Here is a 23663-nt window from a genome sequence, read left to right as displayed (position 1 = left end):
CACTGTTGTGTACATCCATTGTGCACCAAATTCCGAGTAAAGAGGAAGTACTTCGACAAAACATTCCACCAATTGACAAGCTATCGACAGGGTGTTAGGGTGTTATTTCTCCATCAGCAGGAGATGTTCAAAATCTTTTAGTGCTGCAGCAGCTGTCGCCCGTGGATCAGAGGCGCCGCCGATAACGACCAGCTCTCCCATCTCCTTGCTCTTTACCTGGATCGCCTTGGTCGCTCCCTTGACATGGCCAAACGGATGAACAAGCGGATAGAACATACACCCGACCTGTGCTGTCAAGCGCCCGGCTGTTTGCGTCAAGCGGCCGATCAGCTTTGGCACCTGTCCGCTGCTGCGATACCGGTCAAGGTCTTTCTCAACCTGATCGATTCCCGAAACGTCTATGTCGGACAGCTTCAGCTTGCCCCCAAAGACCGCATTGGCGAGGATGGTCAGTTTGCAGGCGGTATCCCAACCGTCCAGATCAAAGCGGGGATTGGCTTCAGCAATTCCCAGCCGCTGTGCTTCCCTCACCGCATCTGCCAGTGGGATGTTCCGTTCTGTCATCAACGTCAGCACAAAGTTGGCGGTTCCTGTGAGGATTCCGCTAAGTTCATCGACCTCACAGCCCGTCAGATTGTAGCGGAACAGATCAACGGTCGGCAAAGCAGCGGCCGTGGCACCGCTGATTTTCAACTGGACACCTCGCTCGTCCGCGATCGCGGCAAGTCCGGGATAATCCACGACCAGCGCTCCTTTGGAGATAACGATCGCATGCATTCCCTGCGTCAATGCCGTCTTGATGTAGGTATATCCTGGTTCTCCAGTATGAAAGTCAGTTGGCCCCGCTTCGATCAGCACATCGGCGCCGCTAGAGGAGAGATATGCTGCACCTGTACAAGCTGCTGATGCTTGTCCAGACGCATCCAGACCCCCATTGGATTTGCTGCAATTCCGCAAAAGCTCCCAGCTGATTCCCGCTGGATCATGAATTCCCTGCCTGGAACTGCATACGGCAGTCACCCTGACATCTGCTCCATAGAGAGCAGCGTATCGCTGTTGCCGTTCGGCAAGCAGTTGCGCCACATGCCAGCCAACCGTACCGAAACCACTAATCGCCAGATTCCATCGTCTCACGTCCGCTTCCCCTTCTTTCAGCAGTTGCCGTTTTCACTCGAATCGGGTGCAACCATACAATGAATGGCACGCCTTAAGGACAGGCGTGCCGGTAAGTGGCATCAAAACACGGATTCTGTTCTATTCCTCATCATCGCCCTGACTCTTCTTACCCGATTCACCGATTGTCAACCGCCCCGTCTTTTTGGCCGCTTCGCGCAGTACGTATTCGATGTGTGTATTTACGCTTCTAAACTCATCTGCGGCCCATCGCTCCAGCACCTCGTACAGTTTGGGATCGATCCTCAGCAGGAACTTTTTTTTTACCGGACATACGATTCCATTCCTGTCCATCAGTATATCGTTCCTGTATTAACGACGGGGTGCGCGCCGCGATCGGAGACAACGGCAACCATCAGATTATTGATCATCGCCGCCTTGCGCTCTTCATCCAACTCAACTACCTGATCACGCTGCAACTGCTCAATCGCCATCTGCACCATGCCGACTGCTCCTTGTACGATCAGTCTGCGAGCGGAGATAATCGCCGCTGCCTGCTGCCGCTGCAGCATCGCGCTGGCGATTTCTGTCGAATAAGCAAGGTGCGTAAGACGGGCTTCGATCACTTCTACTCCTGCGACAGACAGACGTTCCTGTAGTTCATGAGCCAATTCCTCTGCGATCTCGTCCGTATTGCCGCGCAAGGAGTAGCCTTCCTGTTCAAAGTTGTCATACGGATAGCGGCTGGCAACATGACGCAGTGCTGTCTCACTCTGAATCTCCACGAACTCTTCGTAGTCATCGACATCAAACAGCGCCTTGGCCGAATTGACCACGCGGAACACGATGACGGCGGCAATCTCGATCGGGTTGCCATCCACATCGTTTACCTTGAGTCGTGCACTGTTGAAGTTGCGAACACGCAAGGAAACGCTGCGCCGCAGTGTAAACGGGATACTCCACCACAGACCGCTGTCGCGGATGCTGCCCAGATACTTACCGAAGAAAATCAGCACGACTGCCTGGTTCGGCTGCACGATCACAATCCCCGTAGCCAATACAACAGCCAGCAAGATCATGAGAACCCCAAACAGTATGCTCACCTGGCTGAACAAGGCCATAACACCCAGTACAAGCAGTACCGCAATGACAAAAACACCGATAAACCCGTTGACAGCCCATACCTTCCGTTCATTCATTTGTTGAACCTCCCTGTATCTCATTTCAAAAGTGATATTGATTCGATATCATTATGATATCACTTTTGTAAATCAATGTCACAGGAGAGGAATGGAAAATATCTCTTAGATCTGTCTGGCCAGCAGAGCCCCTTCCAATATCGCCCGTTTGGCATCCAGTTCGCCCGCTTCCCGCGCTCCACCGATCACATGGACAGGGAGAACACCACGCAATTCGTCAGCTAGGCGGTTATTCGGGGTAGCCCCTGCTGCAATTACTACTGTATCGGCCGACAGAATCCGCTCGTGGCCCTCGTGGATAATCCGAACCCCCTCTTCCGTGATCTCCCGGTATGCGACCTCCGTCAACATGGTTACGCCCTGATGCTTTAGTCGCGCCAGCACAGCCCAACGCGTCGTCTTGCCCAATCCAGTCCCCACCTGCTTCCCGCGTCGCAGCATCGTCACCGACCTTTTGCTGCCTTTCAGCCTCTCCAGTGAAGAAGTATCGAGCACGCCCCACTCCAGCAGATAATGAGCCGTATCCGCCGACAGACGGCGTGAATCCGTCAACAGATGAGCGAGATCACAAGCGATACCACCCGCTCCGACGATCACGACCCGCTGTCCGACATCTACTCTTCCTTCAAATACATCGGCATAGGAGACGACATGGGGTAGATCAATCCCCGGCAACTCTGGCTGACGAGGAATCACTCCTGTAGCGGAAATCACTTCCTCAAACCCTTCCGATACCAATCGTTCTGCCGACACTTCCGTACCGTAGCGGATCTTGACGCCATGATTGGCAAGCTGTATCCGATAATAGCGAAGTGTCTCATCAAACTCTTGCTTATCGGGAACCTGGCGGGCATAGTTTAATTGGCCGCCGATCTTGCTGTCCCGTTCAAACAAGACAACCTGATGACCTCGCAGCGCCAGCACCCGCGCAGCTTCCATGCCTGCCGGTCCGGCACCAACCACCGCGATCCGCTTTTTTTCCGCCGCAGGCCGAATAGCCAACTCATGCTCCCTGCCGGCCTCTGGATTAACCAAACAGCTGGCCGGCTGCCCTGAGAAAATATGGTCGAGACAAGCTTGATTACAAGCGATACAGGTGTTCACTTCGTCAAATCGTTCATCCATGCTCTTGTTCACGATCTGTGGATCTGCAAGAAAAGGACGAGCCAGTGAAACCATGTCACACAATCCTTCCTGCAGGTACTGTTCGGCGAGGCGCAAATCGTTGATTCGATTGCTGCCGATCACCGGGATTGTGACCGCCGTCTTGATCTCGCTGGCGACCCAGACAAAGGAGCCCCGCGGCACCATCATGGCGATTGTCGGTACCTGTGACTCGTGCCAACCAATCCCGATATTGAGCGCATCGACTCCGGTTTCCTCCAGCATCTGCGCGAACCGGATCGTCTCTTCCAGCGTGGTGCTGTGTGGAATCAAATCAAGGCCTGACATGCGAAAAATCACTGGAAACTGCTTGCCGACAGCCGTTCTGACCCGGCGAGCAATCTCCAGGGCAAAGCGGCTCCGATTCTGCAGGTCGCCGCCCCACCGATCAGTTCGCCGGTTTGTTACCGGTGACAGGAACTGGTTGATCAGGTACCCTTCCGAACCCATAATCTCAACACCGTCAAAACCTGCTGCCTGTGCACGGCGAGCTCCGGCTGCAAAGGCTTCAATCGTCTGTTCAATCTCATCGTCGCGCAGCTCACGCGGTGCCGTTCGATTGATCGGTGCTTGGATCGGGGATGGGGCAACGGGGTCCAATCCGGTCATCTCTTTATAGGCGTAGCGTCCAGCATGAAACAACTGTAGAAAGATTTTTCCCCCTTCCCGGTGAACGGCATTGGTCACAGGCCGAAACTGCTCCACATGTTCGTCTGCATAGATGCTGGCCGATTTATTGCCCAGTCCTCCTTCGGGGCAGACGCCGGCTCCTCCTGTGACGATCAGACCTGCGCCTCCTCTCGCCCGCTCTGCATAAAAGGCCGCCAACCGCTCCATGCCGCCTTCAAGAGCTTCCAAGCCGACATGCATCGATCCCATCACGATCCGATTGGGAAAGGTGGTATCGGCCAAACGTATCGGTTGGAATACGCGCTTTAACATTCTGATTCCCCCTTTGTGCTTGCTCTCAACAACACAGAATGAACATTCATTCATTTTTATTTCGGTTTTCGCCGCTTAATTCCTGCTTAAGGACAAACCCCAGGCGATCTGTATTTAAGGCGAATGGCGTGCTCCTCTCTATCTCGCTATAGCCTACAGCCGGAGCAAGGTCCCAATCTGTCTGGCAAGCCGCATCAGTTGCCCCTCCACCTCTGTTTCCTCCTCAGCCGACCGGGGAGAAGCAACGACAAAGTGAAAATCAAGCACCAAAACCGATTCCACCATTTGCTGCGGCCCGAGAAAACGGTGCTTCTCTGTGATTGCAGCCTCCACGCCGACTAAAGTGACCCGTTCAAACAGAAGTGAGCGATCCGGACTACCATCAACGACAGGGTACTGAATCTCCGCTTCAATCTCTACTGCCTCTTCTTCTGCAAGGGGGTATAGATGGATCGTAGCCAGCGGCTTATCCCAAGCTCCTTCTTCCTCCGCGACATAGATCTCAACCTCGTGGCTCTCCTCATCGCTGTAGAGAGATTGCTCCGTGCGTACCAACAGATTGGTAATCACACCCACCTGTCCCAGATGGATCTGCAGTTGTTCAGTCAACATACTCAACATCCGTTATGCTCCTCCTGTTCGTCCACCAGCCAGATCCTCTGATCCCATTTCCGGTTTTGTTCCACCAGTATACCACAGGAAGGAGCAGGCTAGTGCCGCTCGCTATCGCTATCATGTATCATCCGTCGCTTGCCACCACCACATATCCATCCCTACTCTGACCAAACTGGCTCCCCCTGTGAGATCCCAAAAACTCCCTGAAAAAAATCACGCATATAACGAAACAAATCGGTAATTAGCTCGTCATAATGTCATAGAGAAAGAAATAAAAAAGAGATTCGCGCCAAAGTGGAACATCTGAACGGGCTATATAGAGAAAATAAAATATCAAAAGAGACGCTGCAGCGTCTCTTTTTTTCCTTTTCCGCTTAGCTCTTCTCCGTTCGTCCGTTCATCAGTTGCTCCATCACGTCAGCCACCACACGCTTACCCCTCTGCTTGTCTTGCCGCCGTATCGACTTCTTCCCATCTGTGCTCCGCGTTAAACCAATAGAGCCACTGCCCGGGAACTGTAGTGATAGCGTCTTCAAGAAACCGATTGAGATGATTGGTCGCTTCTGTTCGTTGGTCGGGACGGTATGTCTGATGCAGGTGAATGGCTGGTCCAAACACCAGCTGATGCCGAAACCCTCTTCGACGATACCCGTAAAACGGAACGACCGGTACTTGCTGTTCCAACGCCAGGGCTGTGGTTCCAGCCGGACTGCGGGTGATCCGATCAAACAGCCTGGCTTGCGGAAACGTCGGGCGCCAAAAATCACCAAGCAGAAAAACAACCCCGTTTTGTCGCAAATGCTTTCTCAACGTCCGAATCAACTGCATCGGCGGCGTAGCATCGTAATCCAATCCCCGGCATCCCAACTGCTGAAACAGCAAATAGAGTGGGCGCAACTCAGGACTTCCGGCGGTTACGACGGTCAGACACGGGTACCTGCGGCTCAGATACCAGTAATAGTAAAAGAAGTTTCCCAGGTGCGGAGTAAAGACAATCACCCCTTTACCAGCGGAGAGCGCCTCCTGCAGGTTTGCCTCCCCACTCACCTGAAATCGCCATCGCTTTGTTTGCTCCAGTCTGAACGAGTCGATCAAAACCTCATACACCGTGATGAAGAAATTGCGAAAATAGCGGCGGCACTCCTTGCCAATCTGCAGTTGGTTTCGATTCGTCAGCACTTCCCCCATATTGTCCAGCACTTTCGTGCGTAGGTGATTCTCCTTTTTCCAAACCAGCCAGCCCAACAGACTGCAGATCCCTAACATGACCGGGCGGGGGACCCACCTGATCCACCTCGCTATGCCAGGCAGTCGGTCGAGATGGCCGGTCAGACGTCCGACCCACTCGTACAAGTAACCTTCTCCTCTCTCTCAATCGGTGTGCGAGTCAGAAAGCCGCGGCGATATCGTTCAGCGATCTGTCTGCTGTCGAGCATCGTAAAGAAGAGTGTCGAACCAAACCCCGGATCATAGGCGGGCTCCCCGGCGACGCACGCGCCAGCCCGCAGATACCCTTTTAAGAGCGGGGGCAGTTTCCGGAACATCTCCTGTTCGGAGTCGACTAGTTCCACTTCACCAACTCCTGCCACTCGATATTCGCTCTTCGCCTCCAGCCAAACGTCTCCCATCCGATAATGCCGAATGAGATAGGTATAGATTCGCATCAACTCCTCATTGGTAGAAGGGAATAAGCTGGTCAAGCCAATCAAAAAGCGGATTTGTCGTTTGATCATCAAGTCTCCGATCGCTCTCCACAGCAGGGTAATCGCCCTGCCGCTGCGGTAATCAGCACGGATGCAGCTCCTCCCCAACTCGATCGTATCGGTCAACTTCGATCGTATCGGGTGCAGCTGAAAAAATCGGTCAGAATAGAAACCAAGTGTCCGAAGAGCAGTCCCTCCGTCAACCAAGCGGTACGTCCCAATGACTTCTCGCGTTTCTTCATCCACAACAATGATGTGTTCACTGATCGCATCGTATTCGTCTTCTTCCCGCTCATTGAGCTGTATTCCCAGTTGACTGCCATCCGGATGATTCCCCTTTTCCTGGACAAACACTTGATGACGCAGAGCAAACGCTCTATTCCTCTCTTCTTCCGTTTCCGCCAGTTTTACCGTTAACGGCATACTGCTTCCCCCTTCCGCTCACCCTACTTAAAACTTATTACAAAACTGTGGTTCATAATCGATTATGGGGATTTATTTTAAAAAATCTTTACCTGGACCATACAGGATTTACGTTAATCCGACACTGTTTTACATCGTCTTCATATATTCGGCAAAGAAAAAAAGGATCTCCGCGGCGGGAGAACCTTTTCGTCGATGGCCACAGCTTACAACTGTCAATGCTTACTGATACGGTTGTTGAGCCTGCTGTTGTTGGGTTGCCATCGGCATCTGAGCTGGCTGATAGGTGCTGATGACGGTGTTGGTCGTCATATCTTTCATCGTCGGAACTTGATAGTACCCTTTTTGGTTCATGTACTGGAAAGTCTCGTACGCCATCTCAGAAGAGTTAACCGCACATTGCTGTACCATCCGGCGAAGCTGAGGATTAGCAATCTCTTGCGTCGCCACCATCCGCATCGTCGCTGAAGACTTATGACAGCCCAACATGCCGCTTGCTACATCTTGGTCGTTCATTTCGTTGGGCGAAGTGTTCGGGGTTTGCGGTGCAGGGTTGTTTAGTCCGTATGTCGGTGACATGCCAGCCGCCGTACGCGGGGTGCGGTAGCCGGTGCCACCCGTTGCCATCGCCTGCTGGTTCAAGGCGTTCACCAAGTTGTTGTACTCTTGAACCATAAACTGGATGTGCCGATCCATGATCGACTGCAGTTGCGGATCTTTGGCATAGGGGCGGTACAACTCAAACTGGTTGATCCCATCAACCGTGTCTGTCAACACTTCATGCAGTTCCATGACTTCATGCGCACCATACTGTGCTGCCATATGTAATCCTCCTTGCCTCTTGTGATGTTGGTGATGCGTCACCCTTACAAGTATGCCCAAACAACCTCTCCTTCAACATACGTTCTGCCCTTTTTTTGGACGAACCTGCTGGGAGAGGACGCCTCCTCCTACTCGCAGGGGAAACGGTGAAGAGATGCGTTTTTGCAGCTGCCGCAATTCGTGCAACCCGTTACCGGTTCTGCAGCTCGTTACCGCATCGGCACTTCAATCTTGCCCTCCTCAAACAGCTCCTTCAGCATATGTTTGGCATATCCGGCAGCCTGTCCAAAGGTGATCTTGGACGGCATCGGCGCTTCCAGTGCGTCAACTAGCACGTCGATGATGCATGGTTTGCCCAGCGCCAGTGCCTGCCGCATCGCCGGCAGCAGTTCGTCTGCCGTCTCGACCCGAAAACCGATCCCGCCGCAAATCTCTGCATACCGAGCGAAGTCAGGATTGTGCAGATTGGTGCCAAATTCTATGTTGCCCATCACTTCTTGCTCAAATTTGATCATGGCGATCTTGTGATTGTTGAAGACAATCACGACGATTGGCAGTTCATACTTCACTGCCGTCACGAAGTCATTCATCGTCATCGCAAATCCGCCGTCACCGCAAATCGCAAATACCTGTTTTTGCGGGTATGCGATTTTGGCGGCGATCGCTCCTGGCAGACCGCACCCAAGCGTTGCCAGCCAACTGGATATGACCATCTGCTGATTGGTCATCCGGAAGTTGCGTGCCACCCAGACTGTCACATTGCCCACGTCGACAGAGAGTACCGCATCGTCACTCACCACTTGCTGCAAGGCATGGATGACGCGCTGTGGTTTGATCGGTTTGGCTGGGTCCGCCTCCTGCCGCTCCATCTTCTCCCACCATTCCCGCATGTTTCGCTGGCATCGCTCCAGAAAGTCCCGGTCTTCATGCCGCGTGACCTGTCCGATGAGATGGGACAAGCTCTTTGCAGCGTCGCCGGCCATACCGACATCTACCGGATAGCGTTTGCCAATCTGAGTCGGATCGGTATCGATATGGATCGTGGCCGCATCATCAGGCAAGAACCCAGTAAACGGATACGAGGCTCCCACCATCAGCAGGGTATCCGCCTCTCTCATCGCCTCGTAGGCTGGCTTGGTTCCAATCAAGCCCAATCCTCCGAGGCAGAATGGATGTTCATCCGGGACAACCCCCTTGCCGGGAAGTGAGAGCACGATGGGTGCAGCAATTTTTTCCGCCAGAGCAAGCAGAGACTCTCGTGCTCCACGGGCCCCCCGTCCGGCAAGAATGACCGGTCTCTCCGCCTTGTCCAGCAGTTCTGCTGCTTTGTGCAGATCATCAGGCTGGGGCAGCATGTAGGGGCTGGTGACAAATGTGCTCGTTCTGCGCGCTTCTCTCTCGACCTCCATCTTGGGTATGTCGTCGGGCACCGTCAGTACAGAAACACCTTGCTTGGCATAAGCGGTGCGAATCGCCTGATTGACGACGGCCGGCAGCTGCTCCGCCGACATAATCCGCTGGTTGTACACAGCTACATCAGCAAACATTCGTTCCAGATTTACTTCCTGAAAGTAGTCAATCCCCATCAGATCCGTCTCTACCTGACCGGTGATGGCCAATACCGGAGCCTTATCCATCTTCGCATCGTAAAGACCGTTGAGCAGATGGATCGCACCTGGCCCGGCTATAGCGGTGCAAACACCTAACTTTCCTGTAAGCTTGGCATAAGCGGCGGCAGCCAAAGCCCCTGCTTCCTCATGTCTCACCTGAATAAACTTGATTTTGTCCTTTGCTTTTCGTATCGATTCGATCAGCGAGTTGATGGAGTCTCCCGGCATTCCGTAGATATGGTCAACCCCCCACTCAATCAGGAGCTCAACCAGCACATCTCCCGCATTCTTTCCAAACATACGATCTCTCCTTTTTGCCTATGGGTTCAGGGTTATTGTGTGCAGTTGCGGCAAAAAGAAACCCCCTCCTTATTGCAAAGGAGAGGGAGTCTTCCACTCTTTCTGACTAACGAATTCGGACAGCCAGGCACGGCGGATTTCCTTGTTGGGGCAGAAACCGAGCACGTAGCTTTCCCCGCGCAAGTATTTTTCCTTGATCCAGTCTTTATGTTTACGGAAAAAGGCTTTCTGAAATTCGATTGGCATTTGCTGATATTCTTCCAGCGCAGATGGATTGCGCAGGAAAAATTCTTCGTCGTAGACGACGTCCTGATACGGGCGACGGCTAATCAGATATAAAAATAAGATGATAAGACCCATGTTAATCAGAAACAGCACCATGCGGCATTCCTCCTCACTGCCTGGAATGTTCAGAAGTATCAGTCTACTATTCGTATTCCTATCTTACCACGAATTTTCTCTTTGCGAATCCCTTTCTTGCACTTGGACACAGAAAGCAGGCAGCGCGCACAACAAAAAACGGTCAAAAGGGGGTGGTGAATCCCTCCTGACCGTAATCTCTCTAACCAACTGACGTATTCGTTTGATTTGACTGATGGGTAACCGTTGGTGTCTCCGTTCCTTCTCCGCCTGTCGGCTCTGTCGCAGGGAAGGTAGTCCCTGGAAGGGGAGCAATATCCGGTGGCGGTGCAACACTCCCGTTGCCCCCGTTGGCGGCTCCCCCATCCTCCGTTCCTGACGGTGGAGGCTCCAGACTGCCCGGATTGGTATTCGGCTCAGGGTCTTGCTCGCTTTCGCTATTGCCAGATGCAGGTGGTTGGGACGGTTCACCTGTGCCACCCTGATTCGGCTGTTGCGGTACCAGGACATCGATGTCAGGCGGTGGAGTGGTGCCATTGGTACCGCTCTCTCCATCACCATCGGTTTCCTTGGCTGTATCCGGCTGCTCCTGCTGGCTGTCCGCCGGCTTCTCTGACTTCTGTTCAGGCTTTGCCGCTTCCCGCTGTTGCTGGCTGCGATGGCTGGCTACCTCTGCAGCCGCATATTCAGCAATCGCCGCATCGCTCAAATCGGCAGTCATAGTCACACCCATCTCCCGCATCAACGTCGAACGGATGTTTTCCATATTTTCTTTCGGCAGAAGCGTCTTACTCAGTACCGAATTCCAGACTGCTCCGTTTTCCAGTACTGTGATGTCCTGGGAACGGAAGCTCTTAAAATCGTAAACCAGCCCTTTGATCTGATCCTTGGACAGATCCGTATGGACATACTCACTAGCTGTGCCAATCACATTAAGAACCTTCGTGATGCCGTCAAAGGAGGTCATCTTTTCCACAACCGCCTTTACCACTTCCTGTTGGCGTCGGTTGCGGTCAAAATCACTGGAATAGTACCGAGGTCCCCTGTTGTCCATGCGGTGACGTACATACCCCAGTGCCTGCTCGCCGTTTAACAACTGCAGCCCAGGCTCCAGATAGATATGGGTACCGTCACTCGGATCATCGTAAACCAGTTTGCGGTCCACATTAACCTCAATTCCGCCCAGTTCGTCGATGACCGCCTTAAACCCATCAAAGTTTACTTCGACATAGTGTTGGATCGGAATGCCCAGCATGTGTTCCAGCGTCTTCTTGGTCAGGGTCATGCCGTTCTCCGTCGGCGTCTGACCGCTCGCTTCCGCCTGGCGGCGCTCTGCTTCCCCATTGGCAAACACAGCGTTGATTTTGTGATAACCGCGATAACCGGGGATTTTAACGCGCGTGTCCCGCGGCAGCGATAGCAGGGTTACCTTTTTCGTCTTCGGGTTGGCCACGGCGACCATCATCACGTCGGTATTGAGTGACCCGGACCCCTTTCGCGTATCCCGCCCAAGCAAAACGAATGAGAGCGGTTTTTCCGATTCGTAATCCGTCTCGACCGGTTTTCCGTCGGTTGATGGCGTTTCATAAGGATTTTTCGTAACGTTCTCGATTGCATGATTGAGTTGGTATACAACTGCGGCGGCCACTCCGCCCACAGCTAGGATCATAAACAGCGCAAACAAGGTGAGAATCCGCCGCCATTTTTTGCGTCGCGACGGCTTCGTTCGTCTTTTGGAAGAAGCGGTGCGTCGATTCGCGACCGTCTCGGGCATAAACAATCAAACTCCTTGTATGTATCCTTCTGAAATCTGTGAAAGGTGCGTCAACGTCAAACTGTCAGTCGGTTCCGGCAGAAAAATTTGGTGACCGCCACACCTTAGCCGTTGGCGGTCAAAACCCTGCTCATTATTTTAGCATAGGCAGTCGAGTATTTGTAGATAAATGTTTCGAACATCAAAAATCCCTACCGAAGATCTACAACGGTAGGAATCATTCGACAAGATCAGGGTAGATCCTACTGTCTATCCTTTCATTCGCTTGGCCAATTCCAGTGCAATCTCTGCACCTACACGGGCATTGTGCTTCACCAGTTCGATGTTAGCCGCCAGACTTCTTCCACCGGTGATCTCCCCCAACCTGCTGAGCAAAAAGGGTGTTACCTCTTTGCCCGCGATGCCTCTCCTCTCTGCCTCACGCAGCGATTCTTCAATCGCACTCTCGATTTCCTCGGCAGGCAGAGCGTGCTCGTCTGGAATCGGGTTGGCGATAACGGTACCGCCGCTAAGACCCAGCAGGTGTTTCTCAGCCAGCACTTCCGCCACTTCCGCCGCACTGTAGAGCGAGTGCGGAACAGAGAAGCCACTGTCCTGACTGTAAAAGGCGGGAAAACGTTCCGTCTTGTAGCCGATCACCGGCACACCCTGAGTCTCCAGGTATTCCAGGGTGAGTCCAATGTCGAGAATTGACTTTGCCCCTGCACAAACGACGGCCACTTCTGTCCGCGCCAGCTCGCTGAGGTCGGCCGAGATATCCATCGTCTGTTGGGCTCCCCGATGCACACCACCAATGCCGCCGGTAACGAAGATGCGAATACCGGCCAGTTCAGCGATGATCATCGTGCCTGCCACTGTGGTGGCACCGTTTAGTCCCCTCGCCGTGACGTAAGCCAGGTCGCGGCGGCTGGTCTTGATCACGTCACTCGTTTGGGCCAGTTGCTCGATCTCTTCGTGAGTCAGCCCTACTTTGCATCTGCCGCCAAGTATAGCGATCGTTGCCGGGACAGCACCGGCGCGGCGGATGATCTCCTCGACTGCCACTGCCGTCTCCACATTTTGCGGGTAAGGCATACCGTGCGAAATAATCGTCGATTCAAGTGCGACGACGGCCTCTCCTTTTTCCAGCGCTTCTGCCACTTCAGGTTTGATATCCAGTTTCACGTAAAAAGGCCTCCTTTGCCTGATTCAGTTTATCGGCATTTACCTCGTGGGCGACCGAATGTTTGCTGGCGAGGGTCATTCCGGCCATAGCCAGCCCGTATGCTGCCTGTTCGATCAACGAGTCAGTTCGCATAAACCCGTACATGACACCTGCCGTAAAAGCGTCACCCGCTCCGGTCACATCATGCACAGGTCCCCTCGGCGCAGGCAGCCAGCAGGATTCTGTCTGGCTCATCAGATACACCCCGTCTGCACCGCAAGTGATGATCACTCGCTGCACACCTTGCTGGAGCAGTGATGCTGCCGCTCGTTCCACACCTGCCTGATCTGTGATGGTCAGTCCGGTTAACACCTCTGCTTCTGACTTGCTCGGGGTAATCAAGGCGATATCACGCAGGAGGCCGCACCATTTCTCCGCTTTTTTAACCGAGACAGAATCTGCCGCTATCGGGCAGCCGCGTGCGTGAGCAGCAGCGAGAAACTGCTCCATCACCGGCCGCGGCAGGTTGGCCTCAAGAAAAACGCCGCTTGTTTCGTCCATTAGCTGGACACCGCTGTTGACTAGCGTATCGTCCCACGCTTCATTGATCTCCATGTCAGCGATGGCTACGACCAGTTCACCCGACTCGTTGTGAACCGATAGGTAGCGCCCGGTTCGCTGGCCACCGAGGCGGAACATGCCGGCTGTACTAACACCGCTTGCTGCCGTCTCCTGTCGCAGCCACTCGCCGTCGTTGTCTTCACCGACAAGTGCCAGCAGCGCTACTTCTTCGCCTAAACGAGCCACGTTTTCTGCCACATTGCGGGCTACTCCTCCCGCAGCCGTTCGCACAACTCCCGGATTGCTTGTCTCCAGACGCAAAGTAGAATGCGGCCCGCCCTTCACGTCCAGATTGGCTCCACCGATTGCCAGCCAACGTCTCAATCTCATGAATGGTTCCCTCCATCCTCTTGCCAACACAATCTGACTCGTTTCCCCGTACCCATTTTACCAGTCTTTTTGTTATGATGGAAAGATCAACAAGACGTTCCGTCCGCAGTATGACCAGCGGAGGGTGGAACTCGTCATAATGAGAAATGGAGAGCTGATGCCCGTGAATCCGATTCATACGCCAACCGTTTATCGTGTCTTGTTTGCGATCAGCCTGGTTCATCTGTTGAATGACAGCCTGCAAGCGGTAATTCCAGCCGTATTGCCCATCCTGAAAGACAGCCTAACCCTCGACTATGCCCAACTGGGTATGATCCTGCTGGTGATGAATGCTACAGCCTCCGTGCTGCAGCCTCTGGTTGGCTATCTGTCGGATCGTACGCCTCGTCCCTTTCTGATGCCAGTCGGGATGTTGGCCTCTGGACTTGGGATGCTGGGAATCGCCCTGGCAGAGCACTACCTCGTGGTACTACTCTCCGTTGCGCTTGTCGGAGTAGGTTCCGCCATCTTTCACCCGGAAGCATCCCGTGTCGCCTACCTAGCTTCCGGTTCCCGACGCGGTCTGGGCCAGTCCATTTTTCAGGTTGGCGGCAATACCGGACAGGCACTGGCTCCATTGATGACTGCTCTCGTGTTTGTACCATTTGGCCAATTCGGCGCAGCCTGGTTTGTGATTCCAGCGTCAGCCGCCCTTGGCGTGTTGATTTTCGTCGCCTACTGGTATGCAGGCCAACAGCGGCAGCGCGGTCGTGGAGGAGCCGTTCCCATCGTCACCCATCTCACGAAACGGCAGATCGCTCTTTTGCTGCTCATCATCATTGTCAGCGTTCGCTCCTGCGTCTATGCCGGCCTGCAAGGGTTTTATCCGCTTTATCTGATTGACGTTTTCGGTTATGAAGTGAAGCTGGCTCAACTGTACGTGTTTTTGTTTCTGCTCGCAGGCGCTGTCGGTACCTTGTTTGGCGGTCCATTAGCCGACCGCTTTGGCAAGCGCAACATGCTGATCGCATCTACAGTGGGAACGCTGCCGCTCAGTCTGTTTATCCCGTTTGTCCAGGGATTCTGGGCATTTCCACTCTTGTTTGTTGACGGTTTGATTCTCTTGTCCAGTTTCTCCGTTACTGTCGTCTACGCCCAAGAACTTCTGCCAGGCAAAATCGGCACCGTATCCGGATTGATCCTCGGTTTCTCGTTTGGGATGGGAGGCATTGGCGCATATGCGCTTGGACTGCTCGCCGACCAGCAGGGGTTGTTTGCCGTGATGATGCTCTGCGCGATCATGCCGGCGATTGGGCTGCTCGGATTTTTGCTGCCTACTGACAAGAGGCTGCAGGCCTGGACACAGCAAGCGACGCAACCGCTATGAGAAAAAACGTCAGGGGAAACGATGACCTGCACCTCCAATGGTAAATGATGTTAACGATTATCCTTAATCGTATCCTTTTAAAAAACGCTGCCCGTCACCGGCAGCGCTTTTTTTTTTGCACATCGTGGAACTATATTAGACAAGCACGTTTCGTCGTACTCCCAGCAGTTCTGCGACTAGTGGCGGATACAATTCAGGCAAGCCATACAGATGCCATCTACCGTCAGCCGTTTGACCGATCAGAGCAAAGACGATCCAGTCCCCGGAGGGAAGCTGCTCCTCCTGCTGATCCATCTGCAGCCGTATTTCTTCTCCGTTGCCCCTTTTCACCTGCCAGCCCGCGTCCTCGGCAGATAGTACCAGAAGCGCCTCCTCTGTCACCCGTTCCGGCTGTTGATCATGGTCGTGCAGACGAGTTACGGCTTGCTTCTGCAGTTGGCCGCGAAGCCTATATGCTTCTGGCAATTCCTCCTTCAGGGCAGACAAGAGAGGCTGTAGTTGGCCGCTCAGGTCAATCTCATGCTGCTTGTCGAGCCATTTAAAAAATGCGCTCAACACAGATAGCAAGTTGCCGGCTAGTGTTTTGGTCGACGTGTCCGTTCGTCTCAACACATCGTGAACGAGGAAGTAGGCTACCTCCTCCCGACGCAACTCCTCCCAGGCAAATCCTCTGCCAAACGCACTGCGGAGAAAGCTGCGGAATAGATTCATCGCCTCGTCGTACTTTTTCACTGTCGATTCCGACTTGCCTTCCGTCATTTCCCTGACGAAAGCTGCAATATCGGCGAGACGATCCGGATGAACCGTAAATGAGTCGGCGGGCAATCCATCGATCAAGGGCCGTTTCAGCAAATTTTCGATGGACAACTGTCGATTGGGGAGAGACAAACGCGGTCGGATCAAGTCCAATCGCATAAACCGGCCTGGTCCTGCCCCTTTCTCTCGCGCCTGCTCAATCTGGTCTACCACCTTCTCCAGCTTTGCTTTTAGACGGTCATCTTCTGCGGCAGCAACCAGCAACGGCGGCAAATCCTCAATCTCAGGATGTGGCGTCACCAGCCATTTCTCTGCAAAGTAGGTCTGCACGGCCCACTGCATCACTTTCGAGGGCAGAGGGGGTTGACTGGTGATGAAAATAGTTCCACGCGTCAGTCTGGAACCGCTCGATGTGAGCCTGTCGATCGGCTGTTCGTTTTCGGCTTCTGGCAACGGCAGGTTCTCCGTCAAAGACGATAATGCGTCCGGAAATCCTTCGAAGGCGATCGTTTCGTCGCCTACCAGCAGCTCCCCCTGCACCTCGTGCAGTTCAACCAGTGCGTTATCCAAAGCAGCAAGTAATCCGCCTTCCTTACGGGCCGCATACACCCAGATCTCCTGTGACTCGTCTCTTTTCTTCAATTCAAAAGCGGAGTGAGTGCGCAGAGCCTCCCGAACCGCTGGTAGATTGGATGGATGCCACACGGAACGAATCAACTTTTCTGGCGGGTTGCTTCCGGCTTTGGCTGTATTCCCCTGTTTTAACAAGAACCGGTACAGACGGGTAGTATGGCGTCGCAGGTCGCGCTCGCCTACCTTCGCCAGCCATTGGGCAAACTGGCGTTTTAGTGCGGCAGGCAGTACGATGCTGCCGGTGAACAGTTGATAACGCTGTCCAAACGGGAGCAGCCTTCCCAGCAGCAGTTGCCCCGGCCTCGTTTTGATTACATTGGCTGCAACCACTTGAAGTAAATCTCCACCGGAAAGCGAGCGTACTGTCAATACATCGTCCACGCGATGCACAATCTCGTACAGCCCTAACGTAAGCTGAAGGTAGGCCTGCTGCACATCATGTTCGACGCGCCGCCCATCTGATTCAAAAAACGATTCCACGACAGTGGTACCATCTGTCTGATCATCAAAAACGAACCAATTGTAAAAGTGGATCGCCCACTGCGGGTGCTGCACCTCCTCTGCAGTAAGCCCGGTCTCCCGGGCGAATCGCTGCCTGGCCTGCTCGATCTCCTCACGCGAGAAGGATTTGGATACGTATGTGTTCAAACGCTCGTTCACTTCATCATACGCACTGCGAAGTTTCCGCTCCCGCACCTGGCTGATTGAGGTGACGATGCCGCAGCATTTTTTATACTTCTTTCCGCTTCCGCACGGACAAAGTTCGTTTCTACCGACTGACATTGGGGTAGGTTCTCCTTTCGTCCCGGCAACGAGGCCAGGATTGACAACAGTTCGTTTCGTTCCATTTCATGTATAGTATATCGCGAATGCACAAGTTATACTGGTTCTCGCCTCAATCGATGCGAAGATCGTCCTGCTCTTCCCATCGTGAGACGAACTCCTCCAGTTTTTCAACACGCCGTTCAATGCGTTCCCGTTCGCGAATGCTTGATGCAATCGCCTCCAGTTCGTTGACCTCAAACAACGTCAGTACTTCCGCCTCCAGTTGTGTAAGGCGCGAGCGGTACATCACGACAATCTCCCGCAAATGGGCGAACCGCTGCGCCAAATCGATCGAAGGCTTGCTGTCCATCATTGCTGGGCCAAGCTTGCGAGTACCTGCTTAATGCCAAGTACCACCTGCTCATTATGCTGCTTTTCTTTCATTAATCCCTCTATTGAGCGCATATCGCTCTCCTGAAAGCGGGCCACCACTTCCTGCCCCATTTCCTGATTGCGGTTTTCCAGTAAGTGCAATGCCTGTTTTAACAAATCGTTCACTTCTTTTTGCACATTTGTCTTAACAGCGGTACTATTCATGCTCCAATCATCCTCCAGAGAAAGTTGTTGTCGTGCCGATTCCGGTGAAGTCGTCGCTGCGGCGACTTCTGCCTCGGCCTGCCTCTGTTCCGCGTCTGCCTCGCTCTCAGTGGCTTCGGACTGCTCCGCAGACGTGAGATGGACAGTACCTGTTTCCACCTGGAAGCGATCATCCAGCTCCGGCAAAAAGACGTATTCTTTCGGTGACAAGCCTATTTCCCGTTCCATCGTATAGGATACCGCGCGAAGCGGCATCGGTGCCGCTTTGGCTGACACGAGATATTCGTAAACGTGGTCATTGGCCAGTTTCCACTCTGCCAGGAACCAGCGATCATCGTTTTCATATTGGACGAAGCGCGGGTCTCTTTCCAGTATGAGTATGCGGGCGATCTGATTCCACGAGAACTGCGTCCGCTTGCGGACCTCCCGGAAGATCTGCTCCGCCGTTTTCGGCACTTGTGCATCCAGGAGATACCGATACGCCAGATCGAACAGCTGATGCGGCTGATGGACAAGCTCAATGATCGCCTCTGTTCGTCCGACGCGTATCGGCGCATTCGGGATATGCAGAATCCTGGTTAAAAATTCTTCGCCATTTCCGTCTATTCCAGCAGCCTGCAATCCCACCTCAAGCCGCTCCACGATTTCGCTGCGCGAAAGGGAACGTTCCCCTGGCCGAAATGCTTTCTTCATGATGCTCGTGATCGTATAGGTTGGCCGTCTCATGGACATTCTCCTTCATCTTTTTTCCACATTGTTGGGGAGCAAAGCATGGAATAACTAGGTATTCTACAAAAAGCCAAAATCTCCTACAGCAATCAACTGATTTTTGTGGGCGAGAGACGTGTGTCACTCATGTACGGATAGGACTCGTTTATCGAACACCGGAAGGCAAGGGTTCCGAAAGACAAAAAAGTTGCCAGGGCTTGCCTGACAACTGGGCTGCACGAAGCAGCATCCTCTAGTACCCACGCCACACTCTGCGGCGCAGTGCTGGAGCGTACACCCATTCCTCCTCGTCCTGTGCGCCGTTGATCACTTGCTGCAGTGCGTTCATCTTGCTGTCAATCTGATCAAGGTAGTGAAATAGGACCGCGGTCGGGGTTTTGCCGGATACGGCGCTCCCCCATCCATTTTCCACATCGCCATGATGACTCAGAATACAGTGCTTGAGGTGAAGGACTTCACTCTCTTCCGCAGAGATCGACAGTTGGCGGCATGCTTCATTCAGCCGTTCCACCCCCATCACCAAATGGCCGATCAACTGCCCGGGGGTGGTATAGTCGGGGGCAAGTGGATCCGACAGCTCGTCTAGCTTGCCTATGTCGTGCAGGATACAGGTGGCGTACAACACATCCTGCTCTATCTGCGGATAGAGCGGGATCAACTGCTCCGCCAGTGTCAGCAGGGAGACGATATGTTCCAGAAGGCCATGATAGTAATTGTGGTGCATCTTTACCCCTGCAGGATAACAACGCAGCCGCTCCGCACAAGTATCATACGCCAGAATATGCTGGACGATGGCACGCAGCGTCCCGCTTTTGATCGCTCCTATATAGGATTGAAGACGCTCCCACAACTCCTCAAAGGAGCGCTCAGATGCCGGAATCAACGTCTCCATCGCCACCTGATCGTCTGGTACAGCCAATCGCACCCGCTGGATGACCAGTTGCTTTTTCCCCTTGTAGGATTGCACCAGCGCGTCCACCTTGACGATCGATTTCACCTGCAGCATCGCTTTCAGCTCTTCCGTCACATCCCACAGTTTGGCCTGCAAGCTGCCGGAGCGGTCGCCAACCTCCAGATTCATATACTCGCGCTGGTTGCTGGCAACCGCTACCTCCCGACTCTTGATCAGGCAGAAAGCGATCAGTCTTTCCCCTTCTGTATAGTCATGCAGATATCGCATTGTTTTCAATCTCCTCTCCTGCGGTTCTCTCTCTGGGTTGCAGCTCCTTATTTCCGCAGGCTGTCTGTCAGTTTTCGTTCCAGTTTGCTCAGCACCTTTTTCCCTACCAGATCGTCTGCCGATTCGATGATGCGAGTGATCGTCTGCAGCAGATCCTGCTGCCCGTTCCAGTGTTCGTAAACAATGCTGCGATCCACATCAACGAGGATCCGCCGCAGCGCGTAGACGGCCAGCACCACGTCGTCAAGAAAACCGAGAGGCCCGGTGAGTACCTCCGGAATAACGTCAATCGGAGATAAAAAGTAAGCAACAGCCGCACCGGCGACTGCTTTCGCCTGGAACGGGACTCGTTTGTCCAGAACGAGGCGAGAGAGCAGCACAAACAAGTCAGGTGCCAGCAGCAGGTATTCCGCCGTCTTGTCGCTCATCCCTTTCTCACGGACAAACTGCTCGATTTTTCGGCGCAGCTTGTCGTAAAACCGTTGGTGTTCCTTGGGCAATGTAATCTGAACAAGCTGATTCGGCTCGCGAACAGCCGGCACATTGGCCATTCCTTGGGTCTCTTGTTCTGTTTTCTCTTCGTTCATCGCGTACCCTCCTCTTTGGTTCGGGGCAACGGCGAGCGCCTGCCATTTTTTTCTCGAGATCTGCGGCGGAACCAGGACCAGATGAGAATGACCGCCAACAGGAGAAGGAAAAACACAGCCAGATTGCGGGCAATCAGTTCGAACAACTGCTCCCACCTCGCCCCCAATTGCCAGCCAAGTATGACAAACAAGGCACTCCAAAACAAACCGCCACTATACGTAAACAAGGCGAACACGGGAAATGGAAGCTTGGTGATACCGGAAAAATAGGCGGTAAACTGACGAACGCCGGGAATGAAGTAGCCGATCGGAAGCGACCACTTTCCGATTGAGATGAACCATTCCTCGGTACGTTTATATGCAGCATACCCCAACCCAAACCTGCGTCCGTACTTTTCGACAAACGGATAACCGAGCACGCGCCCAATCCAGTAGGCAGCGGTCATCGCGCTAATCGAGCCGAGGTAACAGACCAGGATCGTCTGTACCAGCTCCAGTTGGCCGATGGAGACCAGAAAGCCGGAAAAAACCAGCAGCGTCTCCTCCGGCAACGGCATGCCGATAATACCGAGGAAGAACAAAAAAAACAAAGCGAAATATCCGTACGCCACTATATAGGGTTGGATCATCTGCACAAATTCTTGCAAGCTTTTCACCACATTTCCCGCGTTGTCTGACACTTCTGAGCCACTAGTACTTGTCCCTGACGGATGCAAAAAGAGGACAACCGGCTCCTTACAGAAACGGGGCCGGTCGGTTTACACGATGTGCTTTGCTATAAAGACGTATTATCTTGCTTGGTGAAACACGTTCTTTTCGCGCAGAACCTCCATAATTTCGCTCACCGTATATTTTTGATCCAGAAGGGACATGATTTCCTCTACCTGTTCTTCCTCCAAGCCAGTCGCCCACAAACTTTCGCGGAGCAAAACCAGATTGGAACGACGGAAGTACGACTGTAGCGTGCGGAGTACCCGTCCCTCCAAGTTGGCCCGCAGCATCAATTCCGTTGTCGACATAACCCATTCCACCTCTTTTTGAACAAAGATCTGTGATACATGATATTATCGTACAAACGCAGCGAAGAATCAACGATCCACTGCCGCCTGGCGCTACGGACAACCGCCACTACTCGCAACCGGTCTGCGGAACGTGCATCGGTCAGCCGTTACTGCTTATACGTCCGGCATCAAACTGCGCTTATGCTCGGAAATGCGATGCAGTCGTTCGATTTTTTCCCGTGCTTCGGGGCTAGTCTCACCGGTAATCAAATAGCGGTCCAGCTCTTCATAGGTGAAGCCCATCTCCTGCTCATCCGTCTGTCCGGCCCACAAATCAGCGGACGGCGCTTTGGTGATGATCGACTCCGGGATTCCCAATTCGACCGCCAAGAGGCGCATTTCGTGTTTGGTCAAGCTGGCCACCGGATTGATGTCAGCCAGACCGTCGCCCCCTTTGGTCATGTAGCCAACGTAGATTTCACTGCGGTTGCAGGTGTCTACAACCAGATACCCTTTCTGATTGGCAATGGCGTACAGCGTTGTCATCCGCAGCCGGGCTTTGGTGTTGCCCTTGGTTTTGTCATCCAACGAAACGACGCGGTCTAGTTCATCCACGATGGCATCATACGCTTGGCTGAGGTTAACGGAGACCAGATTGAGCCCAATCGCTTCAGCCAGCTTTTGTGCATCCTCGGCATGTATCTGCTGGGAGTACGCCGGCATCCAGACGCCAATGACCCGCTCCTTGCCAAGGGCACGTACACATAACGCCGCTGTAACCGCACTGTCGATCCCGCCTGAGATCCCTACAACGGCCCCGCCCAGCCCCTGACCGATGATCTGTTCGTAAAGAAAGTCTGTCCGTTTTTTGATATCCTGATCAATCTCCTGCTGATATCGTCTCAAGTATTCCTGAAACTTGTCCACTGCAATCCCCCTCCTCACCAAGCAGTGCTCTCGGAATTCATCCTATCATGTGGCAACTGAGGTGGCAACCGGCAAGGCCCCCCCCCCGGAGAACGATTACAGGAGGATAAGGGGTGGTGTTCCGCGAGAGCGATCAGTCGGGCCGTGCCGGAGCAACGGCCTCATACGGATCACACCTATGTATAGAAAGAAAAGATGGGCCGCAAAAGGCTTCCATCTCGTTATATTGCCGACAAACTCCCTATTTTGCCTGTTTGTCGGGGAGTACGACCAACATTTCCTCCAGCGCCTGTACGTCTTTTTCCAATTCGCGAATGTCTTCTTCGATCAGTTCCTTCAGATGCTGCTTCTCCCGAAGAATTTTCCGCGTCTGTTCCAGGCGCTGACGCATGTCAAACACACCGAGATACACTGCTTTTCCCCTCCCTATGTAAGGCCTTTTCTTCCACCTTACATCGTATGCAGCATTTCGCTGATGTTGACACGATATGACAACAAGGGCAGTTTTTTCAGCGGGCCTGGTACTTGGCCAGCTCGCTGCGCAGTCGATATACCTCTTGCTGCAACGCCCGTTTTTCCAGTCGGTCGATCTCATCATCCAGGCTGTCCGACGAAGGACGCGCCCAATCGTCCCACAACGGATCTCCTGTACGACCCCAAAACGGTTCTTTTGGCACGATCATCGCTGCCAGCACGTACAAGAGAATCGGCAACCCGGTAAAAAGGGTCACGACAACCAGTCCGAGACGAATCCATGTGGGATCGACGCCCACGTACTGGCCCAGTCCGCCGCACAGTCCAAACAGCTTTTTATCATCGCGAGAGCGGTACAAACGATTCATTTGCATCCTTCCCTTCCTCGTTCTGTCTATTTACAAGATACCCTAGTACCCCCTCCGCGTAGAACTGGCTCCAGTGGGATTTCAACTCCGTCTCAGGTCGGAGGGAGCCACGGCGGGATGAATGAAACGGATTCAGCGGGAACACGCTAACAGCACGAGG

At 53.4% G+C, this 23663-nt stretch carries 24 protein-coding genes; 1 reads left to right on the top strand and 23 read right to left on the bottom strand.

What is annotated here, in order from left to right; translation table 11 throughout:
* Positions 1-102: 102 nt before the first annotated feature.
* From LOK74_RS03850 to LOK74_RS03790, 13 genes are all read right to left on the bottom strand, one after another.
* A complete protein-coding gene (locus LOK74_RS03850; protein WP_230045284.1) occupies positions 103-1134 on the bottom strand; it encodes a homoserine dehydrogenase in 1032 nt (343 codons plus the stop codon).
* Positions 1135-1254: 120 nt separating this feature from the next.
* Complete coding sequence (locus LOK74_RS03845; protein WP_230045283.1) at positions 1255-1467, bottom strand: type II toxin-antitoxin system antitoxin; 213 nt, start codon at positions 1465-1467, stop codon at positions 1255-1257.
* A complete protein-coding gene (locus LOK74_RS03840) occupies positions 1467-2312 on the bottom strand; it encodes an SPFH domain-containing protein (RefSeq protein ID WP_230045282.1) in 846 nt (281 codons plus the stop codon). Before LOK74_RS03840 ends, LOK74_RS03845 begins: the two co-directional genes overlap by 1 nt.
* Before the next feature lie 105 nt (positions 2313-2417).
* Positions 2418-4418 carry an NADPH-dependent 2,4-dienoyl-CoA reductase gene (locus LOK74_RS03835; protein ID WP_230045281.1) on the bottom strand — a complete coding sequence of 667 codons (2001 nt, stop codon included), beginning with the start codon at positions 4416-4418 and terminating at the stop codon, positions 2418-2420.
* A gap of 153 nt (positions 4419-4571) precedes the next feature.
* Positions 4572-5039 (bottom strand): hypothetical protein, encoded by a 468-nt coding sequence (locus tag LOK74_RS03830; RefSeq protein ID WP_230045280.1) that lies wholly within the window; start codon positions 5037-5039, stop codon positions 4572-4574.
* A gap of 426 nt (positions 5040-5465) precedes the next feature.
* A complete protein-coding gene (locus LOK74_RS03825) occupies positions 5466-6386 on the bottom strand; it encodes a lysophospholipid acyltransferase family protein (protein WP_230045279.1) in 921 nt (306 codons plus the stop codon).
* Positions 6362-7159 (bottom strand): GNAT family N-acetyltransferase, encoded by a 798-nt coding sequence (locus LOK74_RS03820; protein WP_230045278.1) that lies wholly within the window; start codon positions 7157-7159, stop codon positions 6362-6364. Before LOK74_RS03820 ends, LOK74_RS03825 begins: the two co-directional genes overlap by 25 nt.
* A 222-nt stretch (positions 7160-7381) precedes the next feature.
* Positions 7382-7981 carry a spore coat protein gene (locus tag LOK74_RS03815; RefSeq protein WP_230045277.1) on the bottom strand — a complete coding sequence of 200 codons (600 nt, stop codon included), beginning with the start codon at positions 7979-7981 and terminating at the stop codon, positions 7382-7384.
* A 209-nt stretch (positions 7982-8190) separates the two neighbouring features.
* Positions 8191-9891, bottom strand: a complete 1701-nt coding sequence (locus LOK74_RS03810) for a pyruvate oxidase (protein WP_230045276.1) — start codon at positions 9889-9891, stop codon at positions 8191-8193.
* Positions 9892-9960: 69 nt separating this feature from the next.
* A complete protein-coding gene (locus LOK74_RS03805) occupies positions 9961-10272 on the bottom strand; it encodes a hypothetical protein (RefSeq protein ID WP_230045275.1) in 312 nt (103 codons plus the stop codon).
* Positions 10273-10453: 181 nt separating this feature from the next.
* Entirely contained in the window at positions 10454-12025 is a 1572-nt protein-coding gene (locus tag LOK74_RS03800; RefSeq protein WP_230045274.1) for an LCP family protein, read from the bottom strand.
* A gap of 249 nt (positions 12026-12274) precedes the next feature.
* Complete coding sequence (locus LOK74_RS03795; protein ID WP_230045273.1) at positions 12275-13189, bottom strand: pseudouridine-5'-phosphate glycosidase; 915 nt, start codon at positions 13187-13189, stop codon at positions 12275-12277.
* Entirely contained in the window at positions 13167-14120 is a 954-nt protein-coding gene (locus tag LOK74_RS03790) for a carbohydrate kinase family protein (protein ID WP_230045272.1), read from the bottom strand. The genes LOK74_RS03795 and LOK74_RS03790 overlap by 23 nt, the downstream gene beginning before the upstream one ends.
* A 139-nt stretch (positions 14121-14259) precedes the next feature.
* Between LOK74_RS03790 and LOK74_RS03785 the strand changes: the two genes are divergently transcribed.
* Complete coding sequence (locus LOK74_RS03785) at positions 14260-15486, top strand: MFS transporter (protein WP_230045271.1); 1227 nt, start codon at positions 14260-14262, stop codon at positions 15484-15486.
* A gap of 135 nt (positions 15487-15621) precedes the next feature.
* On the opposite strand, the gene LOK74_RS03780 is transcribed toward LOK74_RS03785, so the two are convergent.
* The 10 genes from LOK74_RS03780 to LOK74_RS03735 all read right to left on the bottom strand — a co-directional run bounded on the left by LOK74_RS03780 (position 15622) and on the right by LOK74_RS03735 (position 23509).
* Positions 15622-17658 carry an SEC-C domain-containing protein gene (locus tag LOK74_RS03780; protein WP_230045270.1) on the bottom strand — a complete coding sequence of 679 codons (2037 nt, stop codon included), beginning with the start codon at positions 17656-17658 and terminating at the stop codon, positions 15622-15624.
* 112 nt (positions 17659-17770) lie between these two features.
* A complete protein-coding gene (locus LOK74_RS03775; RefSeq protein ID WP_230045269.1) occupies positions 17771-18013 on the bottom strand; it encodes a hypothetical protein in 243 nt (80 codons plus the stop codon).
* The gene (locus tag LOK74_RS03770; protein ID WP_230045268.1) at positions 18010-18963 is read right to left on the bottom strand and encodes a hypothetical protein; all 954 of its coding nucleotides are present in this window, start codon (positions 18961-18963) and stop codon (positions 18010-18012) included. The genes LOK74_RS03775 and LOK74_RS03770 overlap by 4 nt, the downstream gene beginning before the upstream one ends.
* A 235-nt stretch (positions 18964-19198) precedes the next feature.
* A complete protein-coding gene (locus LOK74_RS03765; RefSeq protein WP_230045267.1) occupies positions 19199-20146 on the bottom strand; it encodes a 3'-5' exoribonuclease YhaM family protein in 948 nt (315 codons plus the stop codon).
* Between the two features lie 47 nt (positions 20147-20193).
* A complete protein-coding gene (locus LOK74_RS03760; protein ID WP_230045266.1) occupies positions 20194-20733 on the bottom strand; it encodes a YkvA family protein in 540 nt (179 codons plus the stop codon).
* On the bottom strand, positions 20730-21362 hold the full coding sequence (locus tag LOK74_RS03755; protein WP_230046899.1) for a DedA family protein: 633 nt from the start codon (positions 21360-21362) through the stop codon (positions 20730-20732). Before LOK74_RS03755 ends, LOK74_RS03760 begins: the two co-directional genes overlap by 4 nt.
* 159 nt (positions 21363-21521) lie before the next feature.
* Entirely contained in the window at positions 21522-21752 is a 231-nt protein-coding gene (locus LOK74_RS03750; protein ID WP_230045265.1) for a hypothetical protein, read from the bottom strand.
* A gap of 156 nt (positions 21753-21908) precedes the next feature.
* Entirely contained in the window at positions 21909-22661 is a 753-nt protein-coding gene (gene nadE, locus LOK74_RS03745) for an NAD(+) synthase (protein ID WP_230045264.1), read from the bottom strand.
* A gap of 241 nt (positions 22662-22902) precedes the next feature.
* Positions 22903-23073, bottom strand: coding sequence for a hypothetical protein (locus LOK74_RS03740; protein ID WP_230045263.1), 171 nt, complete (start codon positions 23071-23073; stop codon positions 22903-22905).
* A 97-nt stretch (positions 23074-23170) separates the two neighbouring features.
* Positions 23171-23509, bottom strand: a complete 339-nt coding sequence (locus tag LOK74_RS03735; RefSeq protein WP_230045262.1) for a PspC domain-containing protein — start codon at positions 23507-23509, stop codon at positions 23171-23173.
* Positions 23510-23663: the final 154 nt, after the last annotated feature.

This window comes from Brevibacillus humidisoli, from assembly GCF_020923435.1.
Lineage (GTDB): Bacteria > Bacillota > Bacilli > Brevibacillales > Brevibacillaceae > Brevibacillus_E > Brevibacillus_E humidisoli.
This window is presented reverse-complemented; position numbering and strand designations above follow the sequence as displayed.

Bases quoted from the DNA above. Each gene is read 5' to 3' on its own strand.
- LOK74_RS03735 (WP_230045262.1), bottom strand. From the start codon at position 23,509: ATGCAAATGAATCGTTTGTACCGCTCTCGCGATGATAAAAAGCTGTTT.
- LOK74_RS03765 (WP_230045267.1), bottom strand. From the start codon at position 20,146: ATGCGATATCTGCATGACTATACAGAAGGGGAAAGACTGATCGCTTTC.
- LOK74_RS03750 (WP_230045265.1), bottom strand. From the start codon at position 21,752: ATGTCGACAACGGAATTGATGCTGCGGGCCAACTTGGAGGGACGGGTA.
- LOK74_RS03780 (WP_230045270.1), bottom strand. From the start codon at position 17,658: ATGTCAGTCGGTAGAAACGAACTTTGTCCGTGCGGAAGCGGAAAGAAG.
- LOK74_RS03770 (WP_230045268.1), bottom strand. From the start codon at position 18,963: ATGAGACGGCCAACCTATACGATCACGAGCATCATGAAGAAAGCATTT.
- LOK74_RS03820 (WP_230045278.1), bottom strand. From the start codon at position 7,159: ATGCCGTTAACGGTAAAACTGGCGGAAACGGAAGAAGAGAGGAATAGA.
- LOK74_RS03835 (WP_230045281.1), bottom strand. From the start codon at position 4,418: ATGTTAAAGCGCGTATTCCAACCGATACGTTTGGCCGATACCACCTTT.
- LOK74_RS03785 (WP_230045271.1), top strand. From the start codon at position 14,260: ATGAGAAATGGAGAGCTGATGCCCGTGAATCCGATTCATACGCCAACC.
- LOK74_RS03755 (WP_230046899.1), bottom strand. From the start codon at position 21,362: ATGATCCAACCCTATATAGTGGCGTACGGATATTTCGCTTTGTTTTTT.
- LOK74_RS03845 (WP_230045283.1), bottom strand. From the start codon at position 1,467: ATGGACAGGAATGGAATCGTATGTCCGGTAAAAAAAAAGTTCCTGCTG.
- LOK74_RS03775 (WP_230045269.1), bottom strand. From the start codon at position 18,013: ATGATGGACAGCAAGCCTTCGATCGATTTGGCGCAGCGGTTCGCCCAT.
- LOK74_RS03790 (WP_230045272.1), bottom strand. From the start codon at position 14,120: ATGAGATTGAGACGTTGGCTGGCAATCGGTGGAGCCAATCTGGACGTG.
- LOK74_RS03840 (WP_230045282.1), bottom strand. From the start codon at position 2,312: ATGAATGAACGGAAGGTATGGGCTGTCAACGGGTTTATCGGTGTTTTT.
- LOK74_RS03805 (WP_230045275.1), bottom strand. From the start codon at position 10,272: ATGGTGCTGTTTCTGATTAACATGGGTCTTATCATCTTATTTTTATAT.
- LOK74_RS03830 (WP_230045280.1), bottom strand. From the start codon at position 5,039: ATGTTGAGTATGTTGACTGAACAACTGCAGATCCATCTGGGACAGGTG.
- LOK74_RS03815 (WP_230045277.1), bottom strand. From the start codon at position 7,981: ATGGCAGCACAGTATGGTGCGCATGAAGTCATGGAACTGCATGAAGTG.
- LOK74_RS03810 (WP_230045276.1), bottom strand. From the start codon at position 9,891: ATGTTTGGAAAGAATGCGGGAGATGTGCTGGTTGAGCTCCTGATTGAG.
- LOK74_RS03800 (WP_230045274.1), bottom strand. From the start codon at position 12,025: ATGCCCGAGACGGTCGCGAATCGACGCACCGCTTCTTCCAAAAGACGA.
- LOK74_RS03760 (WP_230045266.1), bottom strand. From the start codon at position 20,733: ATGAACGAAGAGAAAACAGAACAAGAGACCCAAGGAATGGCCAATGTG.